Annotated in this window: 20 protein-coding genes; 7 read left to right on the top strand and 13 right to left on the bottom strand. The window is 67.7% G+C overall.

What is annotated here, in order from left to right:
- Positions 1 to 111 precede the first annotated feature (111 nt).
- The 9 genes from VQ042_RS14195 to VQ042_RS14155 form a co-directional block, all read right to left on the bottom strand.
- Positions 112 to 1,623 (bottom strand): tripartite tricarboxylate transporter permease, encoded by a 1,512-nt coding sequence (locus tag VQ042_RS14195; RefSeq protein ID WP_331820353.1) that lies wholly within the window; start codon positions 1,621 to 1,623, stop codon positions 112 to 114.
- Positions 1,624 to 1,629: 6 nt separating this feature from the next.
- Positions 1,630 to 2,100 (bottom strand): tripartite tricarboxylate transporter TctB family protein, encoded by a 471-nt coding sequence (locus VQ042_RS14190; protein ID WP_331820351.1) that lies wholly within the window; start codon positions 2,098 to 2,100, stop codon positions 1,630 to 1,632.
- A 206-nt stretch (positions 2,101 to 2,306) separates the two neighbouring features.
- A complete protein-coding gene (locus VQ042_RS14185) occupies positions 2,307 to 3,287 on the bottom strand; it encodes a Bug family tripartite tricarboxylate transporter substrate binding protein (RefSeq protein ID WP_331820349.1) in 981 nt (326 codons plus the stop codon).
- 178 nt (positions 3,288 to 3,465) lie between these two features.
- The gene (gene gcvP / locus VQ042_RS14180; protein WP_331820347.1) at positions 3,466 to 6,318 is read right to left on the bottom strand and encodes an aminomethyl-transferring glycine dehydrogenase; all 2,853 of its coding nucleotides are present in this window, start codon (positions 6,316 to 6,318) and stop codon (positions 3,466 to 3,468) included.
- Positions 6,319 to 6,329: 11 nt separating this feature from the next.
- Positions 6,330 to 6,692 carry a glycine cleavage system protein GcvH gene (gene gcvH / locus VQ042_RS14175; RefSeq protein ID WP_331820345.1) on the bottom strand — a complete coding sequence of 121 codons (363 nt, stop codon included), beginning with the start codon at positions 6,690 to 6,692 and terminating at the stop codon, positions 6,330 to 6,332.
- Positions 6,693 to 6,709: 17 nt separating this feature from the next.
- Positions 6,710 to 7,852, bottom strand: coding sequence for a glycine cleavage system aminomethyltransferase GcvT (gene gcvT, locus VQ042_RS14170; protein WP_442880089.1), 1,143 nt, complete (start codon positions 7,850 to 7,852; stop codon positions 6,710 to 6,712).
- Positions 7,853 to 7,948: 96 nt separating this feature from the next.
- Entirely contained in the window at positions 7,949 to 9,274 is a 1,326-nt protein-coding gene (locus VQ042_RS14165) for a TRAP transporter large permease (RefSeq protein ID WP_331820343.1), read from the bottom strand.
- A complete protein-coding gene (locus tag VQ042_RS14160) occupies positions 9,267 to 9,752 on the bottom strand; it encodes a TRAP transporter small permease (RefSeq protein ID WP_331820341.1) in 486 nt (161 codons plus the stop codon). Before VQ042_RS14160 ends, VQ042_RS14165 begins: the two co-directional genes overlap by 8 nt.
- Before the next feature lie 70 nt (positions 9,753 to 9,822).
- The gene (locus VQ042_RS14155) at positions 9,823 to 10,848 is read right to left on the bottom strand and encodes a DctP family TRAP transporter solute-binding subunit (protein ID WP_331820339.1); all 1,026 of its coding nucleotides are present in this window, start codon (positions 10,846 to 10,848) and stop codon (positions 9,823 to 9,825) included.
- A 190-nt stretch (positions 10,849 to 11,038) separates the two neighbouring features.
- Here VQ042_RS14155 and VQ042_RS14150 point away from each other — a divergent pair, with 190 nt between their 5' ends.
- The 5 genes from VQ042_RS14150 (at position 11,039) to VQ042_RS14130 (ending at position 16,649) form a co-directional block, all read left to right on the top strand.
- Positions 11,039 to 11,974 (top strand): IclR family transcriptional regulator, encoded by a 936-nt coding sequence (locus VQ042_RS14150; RefSeq protein ID WP_442880088.1) that lies wholly within the window; start codon positions 11,039 to 11,041, stop codon positions 11,972 to 11,974.
- Positions 11,971 to 13,140, top strand: a complete 1,170-nt coding sequence (locus VQ042_RS14145) for an acetyl-CoA acetyltransferase (protein ID WP_331820335.1) — start codon at positions 11,971 to 11,973, stop codon at positions 13,138 to 13,140. The genes VQ042_RS14150 and VQ042_RS14145 overlap by 4 nt, the downstream gene beginning before the upstream one ends.
- Positions 13,141 to 13,142: 2 nt before the next feature.
- Positions 13,143 to 14,768, top strand: a complete 1,626-nt coding sequence (locus VQ042_RS14140) for an acyl-CoA synthetase (protein ID WP_331820333.1) — start codon at positions 13,143 to 13,145, stop codon at positions 14,766 to 14,768.
- A gap of 49 nt (positions 14,769 to 14,817) precedes the next feature.
- Complete coding sequence (locus VQ042_RS14135) at positions 14,818 to 15,702, top strand: PCC domain-containing protein (RefSeq protein WP_331820331.1); 885 nt, start codon at positions 14,818 to 14,820, stop codon at positions 15,700 to 15,702.
- A gap of 200 nt (positions 15,703 to 15,902) precedes the next feature.
- Positions 15,903 to 16,649 carry an endonuclease/exonuclease/phosphatase family protein gene (locus tag VQ042_RS14130; RefSeq protein WP_331820329.1) on the top strand — a complete coding sequence of 249 codons (747 nt, stop codon included), beginning with the start codon at positions 15,903 to 15,905 and terminating at the stop codon, positions 16,647 to 16,649.
- Here VQ042_RS14130 and VQ042_RS14125 read toward each other — a convergent pair.
- Entirely contained in the window at positions 16,610 to 17,683 is a 1,074-nt protein-coding gene (locus tag VQ042_RS14125) for a phospholipase D-like domain-containing protein (RefSeq protein ID WP_331820327.1), read from the bottom strand. The genes VQ042_RS14130 and VQ042_RS14125 overlap by 40 nt on opposite strands.
- A 103-nt stretch (positions 17,684 to 17,786) precedes the next feature.
- Positions 17,787 to 18,776: a UDP-glucose 4-epimerase GalE gene (gene galE, locus VQ042_RS14120; RefSeq protein ID WP_331820325.1), complete on the bottom strand. Its 990-nt coding sequence runs from the start codon at positions 18,774 to 18,776 to the stop codon at positions 17,787 to 17,789.
- Between the two features lie 258 nt (positions 18,777 to 19,034).
- On the opposite strand from galE, the gene VQ042_RS14115 reads away from it, so the two are divergent.
- Positions 19,035 to 20,111 (top strand): extensin-like domain-containing protein, encoded by a 1,077-nt coding sequence (locus VQ042_RS14115; RefSeq protein ID WP_331820323.1) that lies wholly within the window; start codon positions 19,035 to 19,037, stop codon positions 20,109 to 20,111.
- 116 nt (positions 20,112 to 20,227) lie between these two features.
- Here the strand turns inward: VQ042_RS14115 and VQ042_RS14110 are convergent, their stop codons facing one another.
- Positions 20,228 to 21,127, bottom strand: a complete 900-nt coding sequence (locus VQ042_RS14110; protein ID WP_331820321.1) for a LysR substrate-binding domain-containing protein — start codon at positions 21,125 to 21,127, stop codon at positions 20,228 to 20,230.
- A 113-nt stretch (positions 21,128 to 21,240) separates the two neighbouring features.
- Here VQ042_RS14110 and VQ042_RS14105 point away from each other — a divergent pair, with 113 nt between their 5' ends.
- The gene (locus tag VQ042_RS14105; protein WP_331820319.1) at positions 21,241 to 21,459 is read left to right on the top strand and encodes a hypothetical protein; all 219 of its coding nucleotides are present in this window, start codon (positions 21,241 to 21,243) and stop codon (positions 21,457 to 21,459) included.
- 170 nt (positions 21,460 to 21,629) lie between these two features.
- Here VQ042_RS14105 and VQ042_RS14100 read toward each other — a convergent pair whose 3' ends face one another.
- Positions 21,630 to 23,570: a M23 family metallopeptidase gene (locus tag VQ042_RS14100; RefSeq protein WP_331820317.1), complete on the bottom strand. Its 1,941-nt coding sequence runs from the start codon at positions 23,568 to 23,570 to the stop codon at positions 21,630 to 21,632.
- Positions 23,571 to 24,536 lie beyond the last annotated feature (966 nt).

The following is a 24,536-nucleotide window of genomic DNA, read 5'->3' as shown; positions in this document are numbered from 1 at the left end:
TAAAGTCGTTTGCCGGCGATGAATCGTCTGAATTCATCGCCGGCCGATCAGCATGCGAGCCGTATCGGGACTGGTATTGCAGGGGAACGCACCACGTGGCGCGGCGGGCGTTCAGTCGGCCGCGTTGAGGTCGGGCGCTGTCCGGCTACGCCGGGCGACCATCATCACGATCAGCGGCAGGCACCAGATCGCGATGGTGAACAGGCCGAGGCCGGCAGCGATCGGGCGCTCGAAGAAGGCCAGGAAGCTGCCGTCCGCCTTGATCATCGAGGTGATGAAGTTCTGCTCCAGCATGGGGCCGAGGACCAGGCCGAGGATCGCCGGTGCGATCGGGATGTCGTTCTCGTCCATCAGGAAGCCGAGGATTCCGAAGATCAGCATCAGGATGACGCCGAAGATCGAATTGTTGATGGCGAAGGACCCGACGATGCAGAACATCAGGATGATCGGCATCAGCACGCGCTCGGGGATCGCCAGGATGGTCCCGGCCGACTTGATCGCCACCCAGCCCAGCGGCAGCATGATGATGTTGGCCAGGAAGAAGACGATGAACACCGCGTAGATCAGCTGCGGGTCGTTGATGAAGACGGTCGGCCCCGGATTGATGCCCTTGATGTAGAGAACGCCGATCACGATCGCGGTGATCGAATCGCCGGGAATGCCGAAGACCAGCGCCGGAATCCAGGCGCCGCTGACGGCGCCGTTGTTGGAGGCGCCGGATTCGACCAGGCCCTCGACATGGCCGGTGCCGAATTTCTCCGGCTGCTTGGAGAAGCGCTTGCTGACGGCGTAGGAAATCCACGCGGCAATGTCGGCGCCGGCGCCGGGCAGGGCGCCGATCGCGGTGCCCAGCACGCTTCCGCGAAACACCTGGACAGGATAGCGCTTGAAATTGGCCCACTGGCTCCTGAAAACGCCGTCGCCGGTGGAGCGGGTCACGGCGGGCCGGTCGGTGCGCGAGACCACCGATCGCAGGACCTCCGAGACCGCGAAGAGGCCGATCATCGCCGGAATGAACTGGACGCCTGCCAGCAATTCGACATTGCCGAAGGTGTAGCGCGGCTCACCGGCCGGATTGTCGATGCCGATGGTGGCGGCGAACAGGCCGATCAGCAGGGAGATGATCCCGCGGGTGACCGATCCCGGCGACACGAAGATCGCGCAGGAGAGGCCGAGGACGACCAGCCAGAAATATTCGAAGGACGAGAATTTCAGCGCAACCTCCGCCAGCGCCGGTGAGGCGGTGACGAGGACGATGGTGCCGAAGATGCCGCCGATGGCGGAGAAGACGAGCGCCGCGCCGAGGGCTTCCTCGGATCGGCCCGAGCGCGTCATCCGATAGGCGTCCTCCACATAGGCCGCACTGGCGGGCGTGCCGGGCATGCGCAGGAGCGCGCCGGGAATGTCGCCGGCGAAGATCGCCATGGCCGTGGCGGTGACGATCGCCGCGATGGCGGGGACCGGATCCATGAAGAAGGTGATCGGCACGAGCAGCGCCGTCGCCATGGTCGCGGTGAGGCCGGGGATCGCCCCGACAAACATGCCGAAGCACGCCGAGCCGAGGATGACGAGAAGGACGTAGGGCTGGAAGACGAGCCCGAGGGCTTCCACGATGACGGACATGTTCGACTACCAGAGAAATCCGAGGGCGCTGCGCGGAAGCGGAACGAGGAGCAGGCGGCCGAACGCCTGCTGGATGACGATGGTCGCCAGGAGCGACACGACGATCGCGGTCACCGGCCGGGTGCGCAAGGTGAGCATCAGCGTGACGATGACCAGAAAGGCGGTTGGGACGAAGCCGATCGCCCTGGAGAACAGGATGTAGAAGAGGACCAGGCCGAGCGCGACCGACAGGCCGAGCAGCGCCACCGGCGAGCGGGCCCAGTCGGCAAGGGCGAGGGCAGGCTGGCCGCTGCGGGCCACCACGGCCTTGCCGATCATGAAGATGCCAAGGCCGATCGCGACCAGGGCGATGGTCGTCGGCATGGTCTCGGCCCCGTAGGACTGCCCGGGGATGGGCGAGAACTGCAGCGCGGAGAGGTAGATCCCGCCGCCGCACAGCAACACGAGAATTCCGAGGGAGAGATCGTTCAACTTCATGGACGCGGAGCCATCCTCGCCTGGAACTGATCGGAAGAGCACACGGCGCGACAGGCCGGTCCGGGGATTGACGTCGGTCATTGCAGGCGGCCGCCTGCGCGCGGACAGGACGCATCGGGCTGCGGCCCGCCGGCATAAACGTCGGCCGACATGTCGCAGTGACTGCAAAGCAATGGCGGCGCCCGAAGGCGCCGCCATCTGTCCTGCTATTGGGCCAGTCCGGCCTTCTTCATGACTTCGCCGAGGCTGGCGTCGTCATCGGCGACGATCTTGGTCGCCTCGTCGCCGGAGGCCCAGCGCATGCCGAAGCCGCGGTCGTTCATGAAGGACTGGTACTGGTCGCTGTTGTAGGCCTTCTCGATGGCCGCCGTCAGCGTGGCCTTGACGTCGTCGGGCATGCCGTCGGGGCCGACGATCGTCCGCCAGACCGCCAGGGTCCAGTCCGAGCCGGTGGCCTCGTTGAGTGTCGGCACGTCCGGGAACGCGTCCTGGCGTTCGGCCGCCATGGTGGCCAGCGGACGGACGCGCTCGGCGTCGATCATCGAGCGGCCCTCGGCCAGCGACGACGGCACGATGTCCACGCCGCCCGCGACCATGTCGGTGATGCCCGGTGCCGCGCCCTGGCTCGGCACCCAGGTCACCTGGTCCGGCTCGAGGCCTTCGGAGAGCAGCCAGCCGGCGAGGCCGAGATGCCAGATGCCGCCCTGGCCGGTGCCGGAGGCCTTGAAGGTGCCCTTGGGCTGCGACTTGACGGCTTCGAGCAGCTTCTCGAGGGAATCATACTCGGAATCGGCCGAGACCATGACGCCGCCCGGATCGGCATTGACCATGGCGAGGATGTCGAAATCCTCGTAGGTCAGCTCGGTCAGGCCCTGCCAGTGCATCATGTCGATCTCGATCGTCATGACGCCGATCGTGTAGCCATCGGGCTCGGCATTGGCGATGGCGCTGTGCCCCACCACGCCGGAGCCGCCCGTGCGGTTCACGACATTGACCGGAACGCCCAGTTCCTCCTGCAGCAGCGACGCGAAAATGCGGCCCACCGCATCAGTGCCGCCGCCGGCGCCCCAAGGCACGATCATCTGGATCGGCCGGTCAGGATAGCTCTGCGCGGAAGCTGCGCCCACGCCGAGCAGCGTCGTTCCCATCAGCGCCGCGGCGATGGACATCAAGGTGCGTCTGTACATGGATCCTCCCAGATCGATTGCGGGGCGGCACATGGCAACCCACTGCCGAGGCAGGGTGTCCCGCCTCGTTTCCTCCGAAGCGCCGCCCAGCCGGCGGCGCCCTCACTCCGGCTGTGACTATCGATGCCGCAGCCCCTCCTGTCAATGTATACGTTAGCCGGCCGACCGATGCCCGGCGCTATTCGGCGGCCTCCTGATAGGCGTCCATCGGCGGGCAGGAGCAGACGAGGTTCCGGTCGCCATAGACGTTGTCCACGCGGTTGACCGGCGCCCAGTACTTGTCGACGCGGAACGCGCCCGGCGGGAAGCAGGCCTGCTCGCGGCTGTAAGGCCGATCCCAGTCGCCGACCAGATCCTCCACCGTGTGCGGGGCGTTCTTCAGCGGGTTGTTCTCGCGATCGATCCGGCCCTTCTCGATGGCACGGGCCTCCTCGCGGATCGCCAGCATCGCGTCGCAGAAGCGGTCGAGTTCGGCCTTCGGCTCGGACTCGGTCGGCTCGATCATCAGCGTTCCGGCAACCGGCCAGCTCATGGTCGGAGCATGGAAGCCGCAATCGACCAGCCGCTTGGCGACATCGTCGACGGTGACCCCGGCCGTCTCCTGCAGGATGCGGGTGTCGATGATGCACTCATGGGCGACCCGACCGTTCTGCGCCTTGTAGAGCACCGGATAGGCGTCCTGCAGCCGGCGGGCGATGTAGTTGGCGTTGAGGATCGCCACCTTGGTCGCCTGGGTCAGGCCGGCACCGCCCATCATCAGGCAGTAGCTCCAGGAGATCGGCAGGATGGAGGGCGAGCCGAAGGGCGCGGCGGAGACCGGGCCGGCCTCGCCGCCGGTCTGCGGATGGCCCGGCAGATGCGGCGCCAGATGCGACTTCACCGCGATCGGCCCCATGCCCGGACCGCCGCCGCCATGGGGAATGCAGAAGGTCTTGTGCAGGTTGAGATGGCAGACGTCGGCGCCGATGTCGCCGGGCCGGGCCAGGCCGACCAGGGCGTTCATGTTGGCGCCGTCGAGATAGACCTGCCCGCCATGGGCGTGGACGATGTCGCAGAGCTCGGCGACGCTCGCCTCGAAGACACCGTGGGTCGAGGGATAGGTGATCATGCAGGCGGCCAGATTGTCCGCGTGACGTTCGGCCTTGGCCCGGAAATCCTCGACGTCGATGTCGCCGTTCTCGGCCGAGCGCACCGGCACGACCTTCATGCCGGCCATCTGCGCCGAGGCCGGATTGGTGCCGTGGGCCGATGTCGGGATGAGGCAGATGTCGCGGTGGGTGTCGCCGCGGCCGTGGTGATAGGCACGGATGGTCAGAAGACCCGCATATTCGCCCTGCGCGCCGGAATTGGGCTGCATCGACACCGCGTCGAAGCCGGTGATCTGGCACAGCTTGGCCGACAGATCGTCGATCAGCGCCTTGTAGCCGAGGGCCTGGTCCTGGGGCACGAAGGGATGCAGCTCGGCGAATTCCGGCCAGGTGATGGGCAGCATCTCGGCCGTGGCGTTGAGCTTCATCGTGCAGGAGCCGAGCGGGATCATCGACCGGTCCAGTGCCAGATCCCGGTCGGAGAGCCGGCGCATGTAGCGCGTCATCTCGCTCTCGGCCCGGTTCATGTGGAACACCGGATGGGTCATGTACTCGCTCTTGCGCAGCATGCCCTCCGGCAGCCGATAAGTCGGATCGACATCCTCGAAGGCGAAATCGCCGCCGAAGGCGCGCCAGACCGCCTCGATGTTGCCGGGCCGGGTGCGCTCGTCGATGCTGATGCCGATCCGGTCGTCGCCGATCCTGCGCAGGTTCACGCCGCCGGCCACTGCCGCGTCGAGGATCACCCGCTGCAGCCGGCCGACCTCCACGGTCATGGTGTCGAAGAAGGCGCCGGGCTCGATCGTGTAGCCCAGCCGTTCGAGGCCCGCAGCGACGAGAGCTGCGCGCTGGTGCACCCGCTGGGCGATTGCCTTGATGCCGGTCGGGCCGTGGAAGACGCCGTACATGGAGGCCATGACGGCGAGCAGCACCTGGGCGGTGCAGATGTTCGACGTCGCCTTCTCGCGGCGGATGTGCTGCTCGCGGGTCTGCAGCGCCAGCCGATAGGCGCGGTTGCCGCGCGAATCCACCGACACGCCGACGATGCGGCCGGGCATGGCGCGCTTGTGGGCGTCCTTGACGACCATGTAGGCGGCGTGCGGGCCGCCATAGCCCATCGGCACGCCGAAGCGCTGCATGGAGCCGATGGCGATGTCGGCGCCCATGTCGCCCGGCGTCTTGAGAAGCGCCAGCGCCAGCGGGTCCGCCGCCACGATGGCAAGGGCATTCTCGGCGTGGAGCGCGGAGAAGGTCGCGGTGAAGTCGTGAACGTGGCCGTAGGTACCCGGATATTGGACGATGGCGCCGAAGACATCCGACGGCACGAGGTCGCGCATCGGATCGCCGACCACCACCGACAGGCCGAGTGGCTCGGCGCGGGTGCGGATCACGGCGATGGTCTGCGGGTGGCAGTCGGCATCGACGAAGAAGACGTCGCGCTTCGACCGGGAGGCGCGATGGGCCATGGCCATCGCCTCGGCCGCTGCCGTCGCCTCGTCGAGCAGGGAACTGCTGGCGATGTCGAGACCGGTCAGGTCCGAGATCATCGTCTGGAAGTTGAGCAGCGCCTCGAGCCGGCCCTGGCTGATCTCCGGCTGGTAGGGCGTGTAGGCCGTGTACCAGGCCGGGTTCTCCAGGATGTTGCGCTGGATCACCGGCGGCGTGATCGTGCCGTAATAGCCTTGGCCGATCAGCGAGATGAGCTTGGCGTTGCGGTCGGCGGTCTCGCGCAGGGCGTCGAGCGCCTGGCGCTCGGTCATCGCCGGGCCCCACTCCAGCGGCTCGGCCTGGCGGATCGACGCCGGCACGGTCTCGTCGATGAGTGCGTCGAGGCTGTCGACGCCGAGCAGCCGGAGCATCTCCTCCATTTCTGCGGGAGACGGGCCGATATGACGCCGGTTGGCGAAATCATACGGATCGTAGTCGGTGAATTCGGTGCCCATAGTCTTCGTCCTTACCCGACCATCGCCTTGTAGGCGGCCTCGTCCATCAGCGCGTCGGCGGCAGAGGGATCGGACAGCTTCATCTTGAAGAACCAGCCGGCCTCGAGCGGGTCGTTGTTGACGATGGACGGGTCGTCGGCGATCGCTTCGTTGACCTCGGTGATCTCGCCGTCGAGCGGCGCGTAGAGTTCCGACGCGGCCTTGACCGATTCGACCACGGCGGCGTCGTCACCCTTGGCGAAGCTGGCGCCGACCGCCGGCAGTTCGACGAAGACGAGGTCGCCGAGCTGGGTGGTGGCATGCTCGGTGATGCCGACGGTCGCGATGTCGCCCTCGATCCGCAGCCACTCGTGTTCCTCGGTGAATTTCAGCATATGAACGTCCTCTCGCTTCAGCGGCGCTTGTAGCCGGGTGTGACGAAGGGCAGGGGGGTGACGATCACGGCCAGCCGCTTGCCACGGACGTCCGCGAAGAGCCGGGTGCCCGATCCGGCCTGTTCGGCGGGAACGTAACCCATGGCGACCGGCGCCTCCAGTGTCGGACCGAAACCGCCGGAAGTGACCGTGCCGATCGGCGCGCCGCCCTCAGCTTCGGCGAAGAGGCGGGTGCCGCCGCGCACGGGTGCGCGGCTTTCCGGCGACAGGCCGACGCGACGGCGCGTCGCACCATCGGCCATCTGCCGGAGGATGATGTCCGCGCCGGGAAAGCCGCCCTCGCGCTCGCCGCCTGTGCGGCGGACCTTCTGCATCGACCATTCCAGTGCCGCCTCGACCGGGGTCGTCGTCGTGTCGATGTCGTTGCCATAAAGGCAGAGGCCGGCCTCCAGGCGCAGCGAATCGCGCGCGCCGAGACCGATCGGCTCCACCGTCTCCAGTGCCAGCAGCGCCTTTGCCAGCGGCTCGGCGGCCTCGGCCGGAACCGAGATCTCGAAGCCGTCCTCGCCGGTGTAGCCCGAGCGCGAGACGATGCAGGCCGCACCCAGAAGGTCGCATTCGCGCACGTCCATGAAGCGCATCTCGGCGACGGCCGGGTTCAGCGTGGCGAGCGCGGCCTCGGCGGCCGGGCCCTGCAGCGCCAGCAGCGCGCGGTCGGTCAGGGGCGTGACCTCGCAGGTCCCCTCCAGGCCCGCGCGCAGATGGGCGATGTCCTCGTCCTTGCAGGCGGCATTAACCACGAGGAAGAGATGGTCGCCGCGATTGGCGATCATCAGGTCGTCGAGAATGCCGCCCGAGGTGTTGGTGAAGACGGCATAGCGCTGGCGGCCTTCCTTCACGCCGGCGACATCGACGGGCACCAGCGTTTCCAGCGCCAGCGCCGCGTCGGCGAGTTCGCCGGATGTCGGCCGGATCGCCACCTGACCCATATGCGAGACGTCGAACAGGCCTGCGGCCGCGCGCGTGTGGAGATGCTCCTTCATGACGCCGGCGGGGTATTGCACCGGCATCGAATAGCCGGCGAAGGGCACCATCCGGGCACCGAGCGCCACATGCAGGGCGTCGAGCGGCGTCGTGTGAAGGGCGGGGGTCTCGGCCAAGGGAATCTCCGTTGCGGGGCGACAGGTGCCGTCGGTGCGACGATAGCCGTCTTCGCCGCGCTCGTCATGGGCGCGGGCGACGGCACCGCGCGGCGATCACCCCATGAAGGCGATGAGAAGCCTGGAGAGGTCCGGGAAGGCGGCGACGAGGGCGAGGCCGACGAGGCTGGTCAGGAGGAAGGGAATGGCCCCCAGGGCGATCTTCTCCAGTGACAGGCGGGTGATGTTGGCGGCGACGAACAGATTGATTCCAACCGGCGGGGTGAACAGGCCGATGGCCAGATTGACCATCAGGACGACGCCGAACCAGACCGGGTCCCAGCCCAGTTCGCGCACCACCGGCAGGAAGATCGGGAGGGTGATGAACATGATGGTGATCGCGTCCATGAACATCCCGGCGATCAGCACCACCAGCATGATCACGGCCAGGATCACCCACTGGTTGTCGCTGAGCCCCAGCAGCACGGAGGAATACTTGCCGACGAGATCGTCGATGGTCACCACCCAGCCGAACAGGCTGGCGAAGGCGACGACCAGCATGACGACCGCCGAGGAAGAGCTTGCCTCGACCAGCGCCGCATACAGGGTGCGCCAGGTTAGGCTGCGGTAGACGAACAGCCCGACGAGCAGCGCGTAGACCGTGGCGACGATCGCCGCCTCGGTCGGCGTGAAGATTCCCGCATAGATGCCGCCGAGGATGACGACCGGCGTGAGCAGGCCCCAGATGGCGTCGACGAAAGACCGCGCCAGCCGCTCGCCATAGGGCCGGTCGGCATAGGGCGGCGGGGCAAGCCCTGCGAGGCCGGTGCCGGCATGGGCGGCCGCCCGGGCGCGGTTGGCGAATGGCAAGGTCAGCAGCATCAGCGCGCCCATCACCACGCCCGGCAGGATCGCGGCGATGAACAGTTCGGCGATGGAGGTCTCGGCAATGACCCCGTAGATGACGAGGCCGATCGAGGGCGGGATGACGATCGACAGGGCCGCGCCGGTGCAGACCAGCGCCGCTGCAAAGGGGCGGGGATAGCCGTCCTCGGCCATGCCCTTGATGATCAGCGGGCCGATCGCCGCGACCGAGGCGGGGCCGGAGCCGCTGACGGCGCCCCAGAACAGGCAGACCACGGTGCCGACGATGCCCATGCCCCCCGGCAGCGAGCCAACCAGCACGCGAAAGAAGCGGATCATGCGTTCGGCGATGCCGACCGTGCCCATCAGCGTGCCGGCGAGGATGAAGAACGGAATCGCCAGCAGCGAGAATTTCGAGATACCGCTGGACAGCAGGTCGCCGACGAGGTCCAGACCGAAGCCGATCACCCACATGGCGTAGAGCGAGGACAAGCCGAGCGCGAAGGCGACCGGGACGCGCAGGAACAGAAGGACGAAGAACAGCACCACCATCTGGGTGCCGGGATCGAGATCAGGCATGCCGGTCTTCCCCGCCGCGCAGCGTGCGGTCGAAGCCCAGCGTTTGCTGGACGAGGCGGACGGCGATCAGCAGGAAGCCCAGCGGCAGGCCGAGCGTGTAGTACCAGGCCGGCACCTGCAGGCCGGGCGAGGTGACGCCGCTGGCATACTGGTTCTGGGCGAGGCCGAAGCAGTACCAGGCCGACAGGCAGAGCAGAGCGACCGACAGGATGGTGGACAGCCAGAGAGCGAACCGCCTGCCGCCGGCCGGCAGCAGGTCGGCGAACAGGGTGACGGCCAGATGCTCGCCGCGGCGCGCCGCGATCGCCGCCCCGAAGACGGTGAGCAGCAGGAAGCCGTTGAGGAGGATTTCCTGGGTGGCAGCGAAGGAATAGCTGGTCAGGTAGCGCACGACCACGTTGAGGAAGCCGATCCCGGTCATCACCAGGAAGATCACCGCGCAGACGATCTTCTCCGCATCCTCCAGAACTGCGCGCATCGACATATCCAGCTGGCCGGCGGGTCGGGTGGGGAGGGGGCGGCGACCCGTGGATCGCCGCCCATGAACGTCAGTTGGCGGGCTTGGCCCCACCGGCGGACTCGGCGACGGCGTCCTCGAACAGCGCGACCAGATCCGGGCCGACCTTCTGGGCCCAGGTGTCGTAGGCGGACTTGGTCGCCTGGCGGAAGGCGTCGATCTCCTCGGCACTCGGCTCGTAGACCTCCATGCCCTTTTCCTTCAGGAACTCGATGCCGCTGGCCGTGTCCTCGCGGGTGATCTCCTTCTGGTAGGTCATCGCCTCCTCGGCGGCGGCGCGCACCATCTCCTGGCGCTCCGCGTCCCAGCTGTCCCACAGTTTCTGGCTGACGCCGACGAAGATCGGATCGTAGGAATAGTGCCAGGGGGTGATGTACTTCTGCACCTCGTAGACCCGCTGCGGGATGATCACGGCACCGATCGGGTTCTCCTGGCCGTCGACGACGCCCTGCTGCAGCGCCGAGAAGGTCTCGGTCCACTGCATCTGCTGCGGGTTGGCGCCGAGCGCGTTCATCACATCGATATACATCGGGCCGGCGACACGCATCTTCAGGCCCTTGAGGTCGTCCGGCGTCTTGATCGGATGGACGTTGTTGGTCACCTCGCGGAAGCCGTTCTCGCCCCAGGCCAGGACGACGATGCCGTTCTCGGCCATGATCTCTTCCATGCGGTCGCCGGGGGCGCCCGCCGTGGTGGCGTCGACGTCGTCATAGTCGCCGTAGAGATAGGGCAGCGAGAACACTGCCATTTCCGGCACCAGCGGGGTCACGTTGATCGCCGAGGTGACGACGAAGTCGAGGGCGCCGCGGCCGACCATCTCGGCCTGCTTCATCTGGTCGCCGCCGGTGAGCTGGGCGTTCGGGAAGATGCGGATGTCGAGTTCGCCGCCGCTCTTTTCCTTCAGAAGTTCGTTGAACTTCTCGGCGCCCTTCTGCCACGTCGTCGTGTCGTTGGTGTTGTGGGACAGGCGCAGGGTCTCGGCGAAGGCCGGCGTCAGCTGCAGGGCGGCGAGCGTGGTGGCGATGGCCGTCGCGGCCACGAGTCTGGAAAATTTCAAGGTCGGTCCTCCCGATCGAATGAAGTCAAAGGCCGGCTCCGTCCTCCCGAGCATCCACATGGTGGACCATCGACCTTGCATGCGGGGCGAAGCTTGCCAGCATGGCGGACCGCTTGCAACCGGATATCGTTTGCTGAACAATGAGCCCTTGAGAAACACCATCCATCATGTGGACATCCAGGAGGCGCGATTGGGTGTGAACCAACCCGTCGCACGCGAGATCGGCGGAGCCCAGAGCGTCGACCGGGCGCTCGCGCTGCTGTCGCTGATCAGCCGGCACGCCGGCGGCGTCGCCCTGTCCGAGGTGGTGGAGGAAAGCGGCCTCAACCGCGCCACTGCGCGGCGCCTGCTCCTGGCGCTCATGCGCTCGCGGCTTGTCGAGCAGGATCCGGTCAGCCGGCGCTATCATCTGGGCGAGGAATCCTTCGTTCTCGGCGTGCTGGCCTCGCGCCGCTACGGACTTCTCGACGTCGCTATGGAGAGCCTGATTGCCCTGTCGGCGCGCAGCGGCGACACCAGCTTCCTGTCGGTGCGGCGCGACACCTTTGCGGTGTGCCTGCATCGCGAGGAGGGCGCCTATCCGATCCGCACCCATGCGCTGGAGGTCGGCGACCGCCACCCGCTCGGCGTCGGCGGCGGATCGCTGGCGATCCTGGCAGCGCTGCCCGACGCGGAGATCGACCGGGTGCTGGCCGCCAACAATGCGATCGTGTCGGCGGACTATCCGCTCTATTCCTCCGACATCATCCGCGAGCATGTGGCGCTGGCCCGCGAGCGCGGCTGGGTGGTCAATCCGGGACTGGTCCTCCCCAATTCCTGGGCCGTGGCCAGGGTCGTGCGCTACCCCGACGGCCGGGTGGCCGGTGCGCTCAGCCTGTCGGCGATCGACAGCCGCATGGGCGAGGCGCGGCAGCGCGAGCTGGCGGCCCTCATCGGCAGCGAAGTGCAGGCGGTCGAGGCACGGTTGAGGCGCATGTTCGCCCCCGCCGGCGATGAACGGGCCGTCCCGCGAGGCGGCAGCGGCAGGACGCAGGCGACACTACAGGCAGGCAGGCGCGCAGGCCTGGCCGGTTCCGACAGCGGGACGGCGGTAGCGCGGATCGAACCCGAGAGGATCAGGCAATGAGCAAGGCACAGATGGTCGGCTGGTCGCACAGCCATTTCGGCAAGTCCGAGGCCCCGACGACCCAGGCGCTGATGGGCGAGGTGGTCGCCCCGGCGCTGGAACATGCCGGCATCGGCGCCGAGAGCGTCGACGGCATCTTCGTCGGCGTCATGAACAACGGCTTCTCCAAGCAGGACTTCCAGGGCGCCCTCGTCGGCATGGCCCATGAGGGTCTCGGCATGGTGCCGGCGGTGCGGATGGAGAATGCCTGCGCCACAGGCTCGGCAGCGCTCTACGGTGCCATCGACTTCATCGAATCGGGCCGCGGCCGCATCGCGCTGGTGGTCGGCGCCGAGAAGATGACGGCGATCCCGACCGTCCAGACCGGCGACATCCTTTTGGGCGCCAGCTATCGCGAGGAGGAAGCCGAGGTCGAGGGCGGCTTCGCCGGTCTTTTCGGGCGGATCGCCCAGCAATATTTCCAGAAGCACGGCGACCGCTCCGCGGAGCTGGCGATGATCGCCGCCAAGAACCATCGCAACGGCATGGCGAACCCCTACGCCCACATGCGCAAGGATTTCGGCTTCGAGTTCTGCAACACGATCTCCGACAAGAACCCCTATGTGGCGCCGCCGCTGCGGCGCACCGACTGTTCGCTGATTTCCGACGGCGCGGCGGCCATCGTGCTGGCCGACGAGGAGACGGCGGCCGGCCTGGAGCGGGCGATCGCCTTCAGGTCCCGCCGCCACATGAACGACGTCCTGGCGCTGAGCCGCCGCGACGTGACCGAGTTCGCCGGGGCGCGCCGTGCCTGGGCCCATGCGCTGGATGACGGCGGGGTATCGCTGGACGATCTCGACTTCGTCGAGACCCATGACTGCTTCACCATCGCCGAAATGATCGAATACGAGGCGATGGGCCTGGCCGAACCCGGCCAGGGCTACCGGGTGATCCGCGACGGCGTGTCGGCCAAGGACGGCCGGCTGCCGGTGAACCCTTCGGGCGGGCTCAAGTCGAAGGGCCATCCGATTGGCGCCACCGGCGTGTCGATGCATGTGATGGCGGCGATGCAGCTGATGAACGAGGCCGGCGACATGCAGGTGCCGGGCGCAAAGATGGCCGGCGTCTTCAACATGGGCGGCGCAGCGGTCGCCAATTACGTCTCCATCCTCGAGCGTGCGAAGTGACCATGGACGATGGGACGGGAGGCCCGAAGGGCGGCGTCGCGCCGCAATCGACCCGGGTCGCCAATCTCGCGCATTTCCTGACTAGGGCCGCCCGCCGCCTCGGCGACGAGGTCGGCCTCGTCTGGGGCGAGGCGCAGTGGAACTGGGCCGAGATCGACGCCAGGGCCTCGGCCATGGCGGTGGCGCTTCGCGATCGCTACGGCGTGGCGAAGGGCGACCGGATCCTGGTGCAATCGCAGAACTGCAACCAGATGTTCGAATCCATGTTCGCCTGTTTCCGTCTCGGGGCGGTCTGGGTGCCGACGAATTTTCGCCAGACCCCCGACGAGGTCGCCTATCTCGCCAAGGCGAGCGGCGCGACGGGCATGATCTGCAACGCCGCCTTTCCGGACCACGCCGCGGCGTGTCGGGCGGCCTGTCACGATCTCGGCTTCGTCGTCGCGATCGGCGTGGCCGAATTCGGCGAGGATTACGACACGCTCGTTGCCGCCCATCGCGGTGCGACGGTGGCGAATGCGGCGGTGGACCGCGACGATCCCTGCTGGTTCTTTTTCACGTCGGGCACCACCGGGCGTCCGAAGGCGGCGGTGCTGACCCACGGCCAGATGTCCTTCGTGGCGACCAACCATCTCTGCGACCTCATGCCCGGGACCGGACCGCGCGACGCCTCGCTGGTGGTCGCCCCGCTGTCGCACGGGGCCGGCGTCCACCAGCTTGCCCAGGTGGCGGCGGGCGCCAAGACCATCCTGATGCCGACCGAGCGCTTCGACATCGCCGCCGCCTGGCGCCTGGTCGAGCAGTGGCGCGTGTCGAACATGTTCACGGTGCCGACGATCCTGAAGATGCTGGTCGAGCATCCGGCAGTGGCCGGACACGACCATTCCTCGCTGCGCCACGTGATCTATGCCGGCGCGCCGATGTACCGCGCCGACCAGAAGCGGGCGCTGGAGGTTCTGGGTCCGGTCATCGTGCAGTATTTCGGGCTTGGCGAGGTGACCGGCAACATCACTGTCCTGCCGGCGCACGAGCATTCCGCCGACGACGGAACAGCGCGTATCGGCAGCTGCGGCTACGAGCGCACCGGAATGGCGGTCTCGATCCAGGACGAGGCCGGCGCCGAGCTCGGACCCGGCGAGACCGGCGAGATCTGCGTCATCGGACCGGCGGTCTTTGCCGGCTATTACGACAACCCCGACGCCAATGCGAAGGCGTTCCGGAACGGCTGGTTCCGCACCGGCGATCTCGGCCATCTCGACGCCGAAGGCTATCTGTCGATCACCGGCCGCGCCTCGGACATGTACATTTCCGGCGGGTCCAACGTCTATCCGCGCGAGATCGAGGAGAAGATCCTCGCGCACCCGAAGATCAGCGAGGTCGCGGTGGTCGGCGTGCCCGACCCCGTCTGGGGCGAGGTCGGCATCGCGGTCTGCGTGGCGGTCTCCGGCGAGAGCGTCGGCGAGAGCGAGCTTGGGGCATTCCTCGACGGCAAGATGTCGCGATACAAGCTGCCCAAGCGCTTCGTGTTCTTCGACGAAATGCCGAAATCGGCCTATGGCAAGATCACAAAGAAGCTGGTTCGCCAGGCGCTGGAAGAACGCGGGCTGATCGACGGGGAGCGCGCGGCGTGACCCTTGGGCGAGCAATCCGTCCGACGACTTGCCGGGGAACCGGCCGGCCATGACGACGCCGCGCCGGATCGTGCATCCGGGCCCGCCGGCGGCCGAACGATCGTCCGTCGCCGCGGCGCGGGCGGTGCCGCTCGACTTCACCGTGCCGGCGGGCGAGATCGTCAATGCCGGGATCGCACAGGGCCTGGGGACCGCCGGATGCGACGGCGCCTATGTGACCCTGTCCGGCGGGCGCTTTTCACCGTTTCGCTACGTGATGCCCGCCGGGTCCCCAGGCCCGAGCCACGCCGCCTGGTACAGCGAGACCTTCGCGCCCGAGGGCGTCGTGACCGTCGAGGCGGCCGGCGCCATCGTGGGCTGGCGCGAAGGCGAGCCGTTTCTCCATTGCCATGGCATCTGGTCCGATCCGGAAGGTGCGCGCGCCATGGGCCACATGCTGCCGCTGGAAACGCGCACGGCCGAACCGCTGCGGGTGCGCGGCACCGGGCTCGTCGGTGCCAGCTTCATTGCGCGGCACGACGCGGAGACGAATTTCACTTTGTTTGCCGCCGAGACTGTGCCCGGCAATCCAGGCGGCACCGATACCGCCAGCGCGCTCGCCGTCACGCTGCGGCCCAATCAGGATCTGGGAACCGCGATCGCGGCGATCTGCGCCGAGCGCGGCATCCGCGAGGCCCGCATCCTCGGCATCGGCAGCCTCAACGGCGCCCGGTTTGCCGACGGCGCGTCGATGGAGTCCTACGCCTCGGAACTGCTGCTCCGCGACGGCCGACTCGAGGGCGGGCTGGCGGCGCCGCTGCTCGACATCAGCGTGGTGGCGATGGACGGCCGGATCTTCGAGGGCCGGCTGGTCCATGGCGACAACCCGGTCTGCGTGACCTTCGAACTGGTCATCCTGCCGGCCCGGCCGGATCCCATGCCGGAACCGGCCTGACGGGGAACCGGCTATCCGGACTGGCGCGCGGAATACCCCGGACGATGGATCGAACTCGCCGCTGGCTCATTTCCCCGGTCGTGATACCGGCGCGCCGGCGGCCGGCGTATCCCGCATTCCGGCTCTTTCACCCATGAAGGGTCATTGCAGGTCAGGCGGACAGGGGCAATGATCCCGGCCCGGCTTGAGAACGAGGTCTCATGTTTCGCGTCGCATCCTACAACATCCGCAAGAGCGTCGGCACCGACTGGCGCCGCCGGCCGAAACAGATCCTCGATGTCCTGCAGGAGCTGGATGCCGACATCGTCGCGCTCCAGGAGGTCGATCGCCGGCTCGGCGACCGTCTCTCGTCCCTGTCGCCCAGCCTGATCTCCGACATGACGCATTTCAGGCCGATCCGCTTCGGCGTGCGGCCGGGCAGTCTCGGCTGGCACGGCAACACGATTCTGGTACGCAAGGACATCGTGCTGCTGCGCCGGATGCGGCTGGTTCTGCCGGCGCTGGAGCCGCGCGGCGCGGCGCTGGCCGATCTTCAGATCGGCGACGTGGCGATTCGTGTCGTCGGCATGCATCTCGGCCTCGTCGGCCTGTGGCGCAAGCGGCAGGCCCGGGCGGTTCTCGACCAGCTGGCGAAGCTGGAAGAGCCGTTGCCGACGGTGATGATGGGCGATCTCAACCAGTGGAACACGGAAGGCGGGTGCCTGGCGCATTTCGCCGAGGACCATCACGTCATTGCGCCGGGGCTCAGCTTTCACTCGCAGATGCCCTTCGTCTCCTTCGACCGCATCATCACCAGCCTCGACATCCATGTGGACGCAGCGGCCGTGCACACGTCCGAACGGGCCCGCCTGGCCTCCGACCACCTGCCGGTCTGGGCCGACCTGTCGCTGACCGGCGCCGGCAGCGATCAGAAGCGGCGCGACGTGGCGATGTCGCACTCGTACTGACCCAGCAATTCCTCGCGGAAGGCCGGCGACGTCGTGCCAAGGCCGTTCTCGACATTCAGGCCGATACTGAGGATGTCGAGATTGAAGCTGCTGACCATGCTCCACTCGTCGATGATGGCGAGCTTGGCGTGCATCATGGCCGGCAGATAGCCATAGGCTTCGACGCCGCGTCGGGCGAGCGCGCGCGCGAAGCGCTGCGATACGAGATCGATGGACGTGTGATCGCTGCGGGCGGGCATGAGCAGGCGCACGCGCACGCCGCGCTCGACCGCGCCGGTGAGCGCGGCCCAGATCTTGAAATCGGGAAACAGATAGGGCGTGGCCAGGTCGATGGACCGGTGGGCATTGTCCAGCCGCGTCAGGAGCGTCTGGTAGATCTCCTGGCGGGCGGGGCGCACCGGGTCGCTGGTCAGATAATTCCAGAATCCGGCGCCGCAGGCCGCCTCGGCCGCATGGCTGCGGCTGCGCTGCGCCGACAATCCCTCGGCATAGGCCCAGGCCGTCTCGAAGGCGGCGAGGGCGTGCGGCACGATCGGGCCCTCGATCCGGACCATCGTGTCGCGCCAGTCGGACATGCGATCGGTGTAGCAGGCGCCACCGGCCATCATCCGGCAGCTGTCCGCAATGACCGACTTGCGATGCAGGCGGTGCATGCCGCTGATCGGGTTGCGCAGGAGCCGGCTTGCCGGATTGTAGCGGACGAGTTCCCCGCCGGCGCGCCGGAACGTCTCGACCTGGGCGCTTCGGACCAGATCGGCGCTTCCATAGGCGTCCACCAGCAGGCGGACATGGACGCCGCGCCGCGCACCGGCGGTCAGCACATCCATCAGCTGCGTGCCAATGATGTCGGCGCCGAAAATATACTGTTCGATCGCAAGGCTGGTCCGCGCGCCGTCGCAAAGCGACAGCACCGCCTCCCAGATTGTCCGGTTGGCGTGAAAGATCTGCCAGTCGGAGCGATCCTCCGGGTCCCACCGGCCGGTCGCCGCGCCGGTTCCGTATGCCCTCAGGCCATTTCCGCTCATCTCATCCATGCACAATCGTTCGGGTTTCGCCGAAATTTCAAGGACAGACGAAACCGACCGCGTGGCGGAAGGTTGCTGTGCGGCCGGTCGCAAGCCGTGGGGCTGTACGTCGTTACCGCAGGTTGCGAAAGCGCAGGCGGTCCTCCCAGCGGAGGGCGTCGGCGACGATGGTAGGAAGATCGTCGTATTTCGGCGTCCACCCCAGCTTCTGACGGGCGGTGCTGCCATCGGCGACGATCATCGCCGGATCGCCCGCCCGCCGGCCTGCCGTGCGGATATCGAAATCCTGGCCATGCACCTTACGGACGGTCTCCAGCACCTCGCGCACCGAAAAACCGCGGCCATAGCCGACATTGCAGACGATGCTGGGATTGCCGCCGCGCAGGTACCCGATGGCGTCGAGATGGGCGGCCGCGAGATCGGAGACATGGATGTAGTCGCGCACGGCCGTGCCATCGGGCGTGGGATAGTCGCTGCCGAAGATGTCGAGATGGTCGCGCAGGCCCAGAGCGGTCTCGCAGGCCACCTTGATCAGATGCGTCGCGCCCTTGGTCGACTGACCGGTGCGGCCCTGCGGATCGGCACCGGCGACGTTGAAATAGCGCAGGGCGGCATAGCGGATGGCGTGGGCGTGGGCGGTATCCTCCAGCATCATTTCGGTCATCAGCTTGGAGCGCCCATAGGGCGAGATCGGCCGCAGATCGGCGGTCTCGCGCACGGGCTCGTCGCCCGGCATGCCGTAGACGGCGGCGGTCGATGAAAACACGAAATGTGTGACCTCGTGACGGACCGCCGTTTCGATGAGCAGGCGCGAATTCACCGTGTTGTTGGCATAATAGCGCAGCGGATCGGCGACGGATTCGGGCACCACGATCGAGCCCGCGAAATGCAGCACCGTCTCCGGCTTGTGGGCGCTGAACACCTGGTCGAGAAAGGCGACGTCGCCGATGTCGCCCCGGGCAAAGGTGACCCCCTCGGGAATCGCCCAGTCGAACCCGGTCCGCAGATCGTCCACGACCACGACCTCCTCGCCGCGCGCGAGGAGCGCGAGTGTCATGTGGCTGCCGATATAGCCGGCGCCGCCGGTCACGAGAACGCTCATCCTGTCCCTTTCACGGTCTGCGCCGGTGCCTGTCGACCCTTGCCGGGGCACTGTGTCGCGATCCCGCGGTGCAGTGCAAGAGGGCGCCAGACGCGGGACAGACTACGGTCATACCGGAGAGCAGGGCCCAGGTCTTGCGGATCGTCGCCGAGCTTCCCCAGCGGATACTGGCCAGCCGTTCGTGCGCCACTAGGTGCGACCATCGATCTGCCTTCATGCCGTGGCATGTCACAGGCAATAGCGTCGAGGCGAAGTCCCATGCTGAGAACCGATACCGGCTCGCCCGGCCGCATCCTGTCCCTTCGTCGGAGGCTTCTGGACGTATCAATACCGGCGCTGGTCGCGGCGATGCTGGCGGCCCCCGGCCCGGTGGTCGCGCAAGCGCCGGATGCCGCGACAACCCAAGGCGAGGGCGCCGAGGCCGTACCATTGCCTGCAAGCCGGCCTGATGAAGGGGATGCGGACGCACCCGGCGCCGACTCGCCGTCGAGCGCCAGCAGCGACGACGACAAGCCGGCCGTCGCGGCAACGGCTGCTGCATCGGCGGCCCCGCCCCCGTCCCCCGAATCGGACGAGGCCGCAACAATGCCCGACCCTGCCCTGACCGGCGAAGAGGCCGCCGAGCGTCCTGTCACCGCCATTCCGCTGCCGGAACGTCGCCCTGCCGGCAGTGCGGGAGCGGCGCCTGCGGCCCCGGTTTCGGCGCAGCCCGACGAGCGGGCGACGCCCGAAGAGCTGCGCGCGCGGGAACCGGCGATCACGCCGGCTGCCGCGGTGGAGGCGGCGGCGGCCATCGCGGATGCCAGGACCTGCGAAGCCGAACTCACCCGCCGCGGCGTCGAATACACGGTCGGGGAGAGCATCAGCGAGGGCGATTGCGGCGTCCTGCGCCCGATCGATCTCGACCGCCTCTCGTCGGGCGTGCTCATGTCCCAGCCGACGCAGCTTCTCTGCCGCTCGGCGCTGGCGCTGGAGATCTGGATGACGACAAGCGTGGTGCCCGCGGCGAAGACGCAGTTTCCGGACGACACGCTCTCGGCATTCCGCCATGCCTCCACCTATGTCTGCCGCAGCCGTTCCTCGGGCAGCCGGATCTCCGAACATGCCCGCGGCAGTGCCATCGACATCGCCGATTTCGGTTTTGCCAGCGGACGCAGGGTGGGGGTCGAGGCGCAGGAAAAGGGCTCGCCCGAACAGGCGTTCCAGCGCTCGGTCCGCGAGGGTGCCTGCGGTCCGTTCAAGACCGTGCTCGGCCCGGGCACTGACGCCGACCACGCCACGCACTTCCATCTCGACATTGCCGCGCGCCGGCGGGGAGGCACCTACTGCAAGTGACCGGCGGCGCGGCCTCGGAACAGGCCGGCCTTTACGGCGGCTTCTGCGATCCGACCCAGCGGATATGCATGGACGCCGCGCAGGCGCGCGCCGAACCCGTCGACGGACGGCCCGTATCAGGCCAAGGCCAGCGGCGCCGTCGGCTGCAGGTCGGCGAAGCTTGCCACGACATGTTCTGCGAGCGCCTCGGCGACGGCGCTGCAGCCCCGGCGCTTGAGCAGCGCCACCTCGTACTGGCGCAAGGGCGGCAGGCCCTCGGCCGCGCCGAGCCGCTGCAACGGCGCGGTCACGTGGCTCTCGGGCAGCGGGGCGATGGCGAGATCGGCCAGGACCGCCGCGATCTGGCCCTGGGAGTGCCCGCTGGAATAGGCGATGCGGTAGCGCACATGGGCGGCGTCGAGCGCGTCGAGGGCAATGGCCCGCCAGGCGCAGCCGCGGCTGGCCAGTGCCAGCGGCAGGGGCTGCTTGGCGATCGCCCGGCCGTGCCGGAGCCCGGCCCAGACGAGATTTTCCGTGTGCACGATGGTGACCTTGCGCTGGCCGTAATCGTCGCAGGCCAGCACAGCCAGGTCGAGATCGCCGGCATCGCAGAGCCGCCTGAGGTCGTCGCTGGAGCGCAGCTTCACGTCGACTTCCACCTGCGGATGGGTGGAGGCGAAGCGCTTGAGGATCTGCGGCACGGCGATGTAGCCGATGTCGTCGGGTGCGCCGAAGATGACGCGCCCCTCGATCCCCTGGGTCAGGAAGCGCGCCACCGTCTCCTCGTTCAGATCCATCATGCGGCGGGCATAGCCCAGGAACGCCTCGCCGTCGCTGGTCAGGCGCACGGCCCGCCCGTCGCGCATGAACAATTCGCGGCGCAGCAGCTCTTCCAGCTTCTTCATCTGCAGGCTGACCGCCGACGGCGTGCGCGCGACCCGGTCCGCGGCCCGCGAGAAGCTCCCCGTGTCGCAGATCGTCACGAAGGTCCGCACGAGATCGGTGTCGATCAGGGGAAGATGGGTGTGCCGGGGCATGCGCATAACCGATGAGTGCAACTCACCGATCAGTTTAATTCTTATCGCTGGATTTACCAGTCAGAGTGTCGCACATCGCCAGGATCGATGGGGATGCGTCGAAAGGGTGCGACATGTTCGGACTGAAGCTTGCAAAGCGCTCGCAGCGCGCCGGATCGGCCATGAAATCCGCCGAGCGGCTGGAGCGGTCGATGGCGGGATTGGATTCCCACATCCGAGCCGATGTGGGCGACATGGGACGTCCCAGCGAAGTGGTTCCCCTGTCCCAGAGCCTGCGCTGGCGCATGGTCGAGGAAAGCCGCTTCGTGCGCTCCCTCAACGCCTTCGATTAGAATGCCTTGCGTCGGGCGGGATGCCCGCGAGAGGCTCTGACAGGTTGACTCCCCGCATCGTGGTTCCGACGTCCGATGCCGTTCATCTGCCGATGCCGTTGCTACCATCGCCGCGGTTCGACGCCGTCAGGCGATCGACACGTGCGGGCGCCTCGCATGCCGGCGCCGTCTCAACGGGCCGCCAGCAAGGGCGTTTCCACCCGCTCGCGCAGCAATTCGTCGATGCGGTCGCGCTCGCGCTGGAAGGTCGCCAGTTCCTCGCCTTCCAGGACCTGTCCCGAGGGCAGCTTGATACGCATCGGGTCGACCTTCTGGTTGTTCACCGAAATCTCGTAGTGCAGATGGTTGCCGGTCGACAGTCCGGTCGAGCCGACATAGCCGATCACCTGCCCCTGGCGCACGCGCGCGCCGGCCTTCACGCCCTTGGCAATGCCGCTCTGGTGGGAATAGGACGTCTCGTAGCCATTGGCGTGCCGGACGATGGTCTGCCGGCCGTAGCCGCTGGCCCAGCCGGCCTTCGTGACCACGCCGTCGCCGGAGGCCAGGATCGGCGAGCCGCCGCGGGCCGCCCAGTCGACGCCCCAGTGCGGGCGCACATAGCCCAGGACCGGATGCTTGCGCCCGGTCGAGAAGGCGGAGCTGAAGCGGCCGTTGGGCACCGGCTTGCGCAGCAGGAACTGCTTGGCGCTGCGGCCGTCGGAATCGAAATAGTCGGCGCTGTCCGCACCCTCGGGGCGGAATCGATAGAAGCGCTTGGCGGTGTCGCCGAAGCGGACCTCGACGAACAGCATCTCGGATTCGTCGGTGGCCGCTTCCTTGCCTTCTTCCATCGAATAGAAGACCGCGATCCTGTCGGTCGGGCTGAGGCGGGACTGCAGGTCGACCTCGGTCGCCAGCATATGGACGAGCTGCTGGCAGAGCCGGTCGTTGAGGCCATAGGCGAGGGCCGCCTGGTAGAGCCCGTCGTAGACGGTCGGCATCTTGGCGCGCATCGGCGCCTCGCTCTCGCTGCTGTCAAAGGCGGCGGCGACAGAGCCGCCCATTTCCGGCGCCTGGGCCGGTTCGAAGGGGCCATCCTCGGTCTCGGCAACCGTGCCCAGATGCCGGACGCCGCGATAGGCTGACAGGCGCACCACCTCGGCCGTCTCGCCGATGGTCTCGACGCCGACGCGCAGGGCGTCTCCGGGCTCCAGGGCATCCGTTTCCAGCCGCTCGCCCAGCGCCGTGACGGCGGGCCCGCTCCGGGTCTCGTCATAGCCGTTGGCCGCGAGCACGGCGGCGATCTTCGCCGCCTCGCGCAGCGGGATGACTTCCTCGTGGAATTGCGGTCGTTCGGCACCGGCGTCGGACGGGGCGAGGGAGACGTTCTCCTCGATCACCCGGAAGGCCGAGCCCGGCTCGTATTCGGGCGTGTCGCTGGTCAGATTGAAGCGCAGCGGATCGACGGTGTTCAGCGACGCGACCTGGACCGGCGCATAGGAGAGCGATGGCGAGACCTGACGGACAAGACGTTCCACCTCGCTGGCTGCGATGGCGGTGTCGCTTTCGTAGCTGGCACTGTCGAAGGCGAAGGGTTCGACCTTCAGGCGCACCTCGGCCTCGACCCGCGCGCCATAGAGCTGGGCGGCCTGGGTCTCGTCGTCGGCCGAGCCCTCCTCGTCCGTCTCGGGATCGGCGAAGATGTTGAGGGGATCGAAGGCCGGGTAGTCGACGCTGGTCTGGTGGCGGGCGCCGAGCAGCATGTTGACGTAGCCGAAGGGCAGGGTGCGGATGACCTCGCGGTCGCCCTCCCGGGTCATGGTCGACAATTCGACCACCTGGCGGCTGCGCGCCACGGGCAGGGCGGTGGCCACCACGCGCTCACCCTTGGCGTTGAAATCGTCGCTGGGGGCGAAGGCGGCGGCCAGACCCGCGGGCCTGGCGGCGCCGCGATGACCGTCGAGGGCGGCAGACAAAGCGATGCCCATCAATGCCGTCGAGGTCAGCCCGGTCAGCAGCGTGCCGGCCAGCCAGCGCGCCGAGACCTGGCGACGGTCGGGCTTGCGCCTTCGGTCGCTGATCAGCGGCGGTTCGTCCCCGAATGCCGGCATAAGTTGCGGCAAGCGCACCATCCCTCTCGTCGTCGCCCTGTGGGAATCCCCGTTCCCGCCTTCGGCGCACAAGGTGGCGAAATATCGACCATGTGCCGGCGCCGGATTGTCGAACGTCACCCGAGCCCCATGGGCATACAGGTCGGGCGGGCGGGTCTCAAGCCATTGGCGCTGATTGCGGCAGGGCCAGGCCCACGCTCCCCTGCAAAAGCGGCGTCCTCCCTATAGGCGGAGACATCTGCCTACAGAGAGACGCCGGCGCGGGCGTCACCATCTCGCGCGGCTATGCGGTCCTGTCCCTGTTACGGCCCGTCGCAGCCGGTCCGGGTCGGGGTGAGGGAAGTGCACCGCGCGATCCCGCTGAAGAAGGTAACGGCTGTCTGCGGTTCCTGTGGCGCCCGACCGACGACGCTGAACGGGACCTGGACTCTCACTCCAGCGGGGCTCCACAGCGAAAGAGATCGTCGGCGTGGCCGCGCCTTTCCTACGCTGTGTCCCGCGGGGCGCCGCGAAATGCCGAGCGGCCCTGAGGAGCTCGCGTATCGCAGACGGTTCAGGTTCGCCGCCGGGCACGGGAGATGGCCGACGGCGTTTGCGTCCGGATCCCATCCTGTAAAGCGCAATCCATTCCACCACTGCCGGTAGTCGGCGACCTCCCGTCGGGCGCCCCGGTTGTTTTGCGAAGTTTTTGCGACTGGGGTCGTTGACAGGAGGGAAGAGGGTAGCCTATATCGCGTTCATCGACGACGGCGGTGGCGCCGGGGCGGGCCGGTTGGTCTGCCGGGAGCTGGTTCGGGGCAAATTGTTCTGACCGGTTTGGTTTTGCGCCGCCATCGTCGACATCTATCGAGAGCCGCTCTGTAGCGACCCTCCACAGGGTTTGACCGGATATTGTCCGGTTTCCCGCCGCCGATCATTGATTGGCGTGCTCTTTGACAATTGAAGATTGAGAAGAAAGAGAAGCGTGGGCGGCGGATTGTTTGCCTG

Origin of the sequence: Aurantimonas sp. A2-1-M11 (genome assembly GCF_036549475.1) — a bacterium.
Taxonomy (GTDB): domain Bacteria; phylum Pseudomonadota; class Alphaproteobacteria; order Rhizobiales; family Rhizobiaceae; genus Aurantimonas.
The sequence above is the reverse complement of the archived record's forward strand: the minus strand, read 5'-3'. Positions and strand labels throughout refer to the sequence as shown.

Excerpts from the sequence above, each read along its gene's own strand:
- VQ042_RS14195 (WP_331820353.1), bottom strand. The coding sequence starts at position 1,623 with ATGTCCGTCATCGTGGAAGCCCTCGGGCTCGTCTTCCAGCCCTACGTC.
- VQ042_RS14190 (WP_331820351.1), bottom strand. The coding sequence starts at position 2,100 with ATGAAGTTGAACGATCTCTCCCTCGGAATTCTCGTGTTGCTGTGCGGC.
- VQ042_RS14185 (WP_331820349.1), bottom strand. The coding sequence starts at position 3,287 with ATGTACAGACGCACCTTGATGTCCATCGCCGCGGCGCTGATGGGAACG.
- gcvP (WP_331820347.1), bottom strand. The coding sequence starts at position 6,318 with ATGGGCACCGAATTCACCGACTACGATCCGTATGATTTCGCCAACCGG.
- gcvH (WP_331820345.1), bottom strand. The coding sequence starts at position 6,692 with ATGCTGAAATTCACCGAGGAACACGAGTGGCTGCGGATCGAGGGCGAC.
- VQ042_RS14165 (WP_331820343.1), bottom strand. The coding sequence starts at position 9,274 with ATGCCTGATCTCGATCCCGGCACCCAGATGGTGGTGCTGTTCTTCGTC.
- VQ042_RS14160 (WP_331820341.1), bottom strand. The coding sequence starts at position 9,752 with ATGCGCGCAGTTCTGGAGGATGCGGAGAAGATCGTCTGCGCGGTGATC.
- VQ042_RS14145 (WP_331820335.1), top strand. The coding sequence starts at position 11,971 with ATGAGCAAGGCACAGATGGTCGGCTGGTCGCACAGCCATTTCGGCAAG.
- VQ042_RS14140 (WP_331820333.1), top strand. The coding sequence starts at position 13,143 with ATGGACGATGGGACGGGAGGCCCGAAGGGCGGCGTCGCGCCGCAATCG.
- VQ042_RS14135 (WP_331820331.1), top strand. The coding sequence starts at position 14,818 with ATGACGACGCCGCGCCGGATCGTGCATCCGGGCCCGCCGGCGGCCGAA.
- VQ042_RS14130 (WP_331820329.1), top strand. The coding sequence starts at position 15,903 with ATGTTTCGCGTCGCATCCTACAACATCCGCAAGAGCGTCGGCACCGAC.
- VQ042_RS14125 (WP_331820327.1), bottom strand. The coding sequence starts at position 17,683 with ATGGATGAGATGAGCGGAAATGGCCTGAGGGCATACGGAACCGGCGCG.
- galE (WP_331820325.1), bottom strand. The coding sequence starts at position 18,776 with ATGAGCGTTCTCGTGACCGGCGGCGCCGGCTATATCGGCAGCCACATG.
- VQ042_RS14115 (WP_331820323.1), top strand. The coding sequence starts at position 19,035 with ATGCTGAGAACCGATACCGGCTCGCCCGGCCGCATCCTGTCCCTTCGT.
- VQ042_RS14110 (WP_331820321.1), bottom strand. The coding sequence starts at position 21,127 with ATGCCCCGGCACACCCATCTTCCCCTGATCGACACCGATCTCGTGCGG.
- VQ042_RS14105 (WP_331820319.1), top strand. The coding sequence starts at position 21,241 with ATGTTCGGACTGAAGCTTGCAAAGCGCTCGCAGCGCGCCGGATCGGCC.
- VQ042_RS14100 (WP_331820317.1), bottom strand. The coding sequence starts at position 23,570 with ATGGTGCGCTTGCCGCAACTTATGCCGGCATTCGGGGACGAACCGCCG.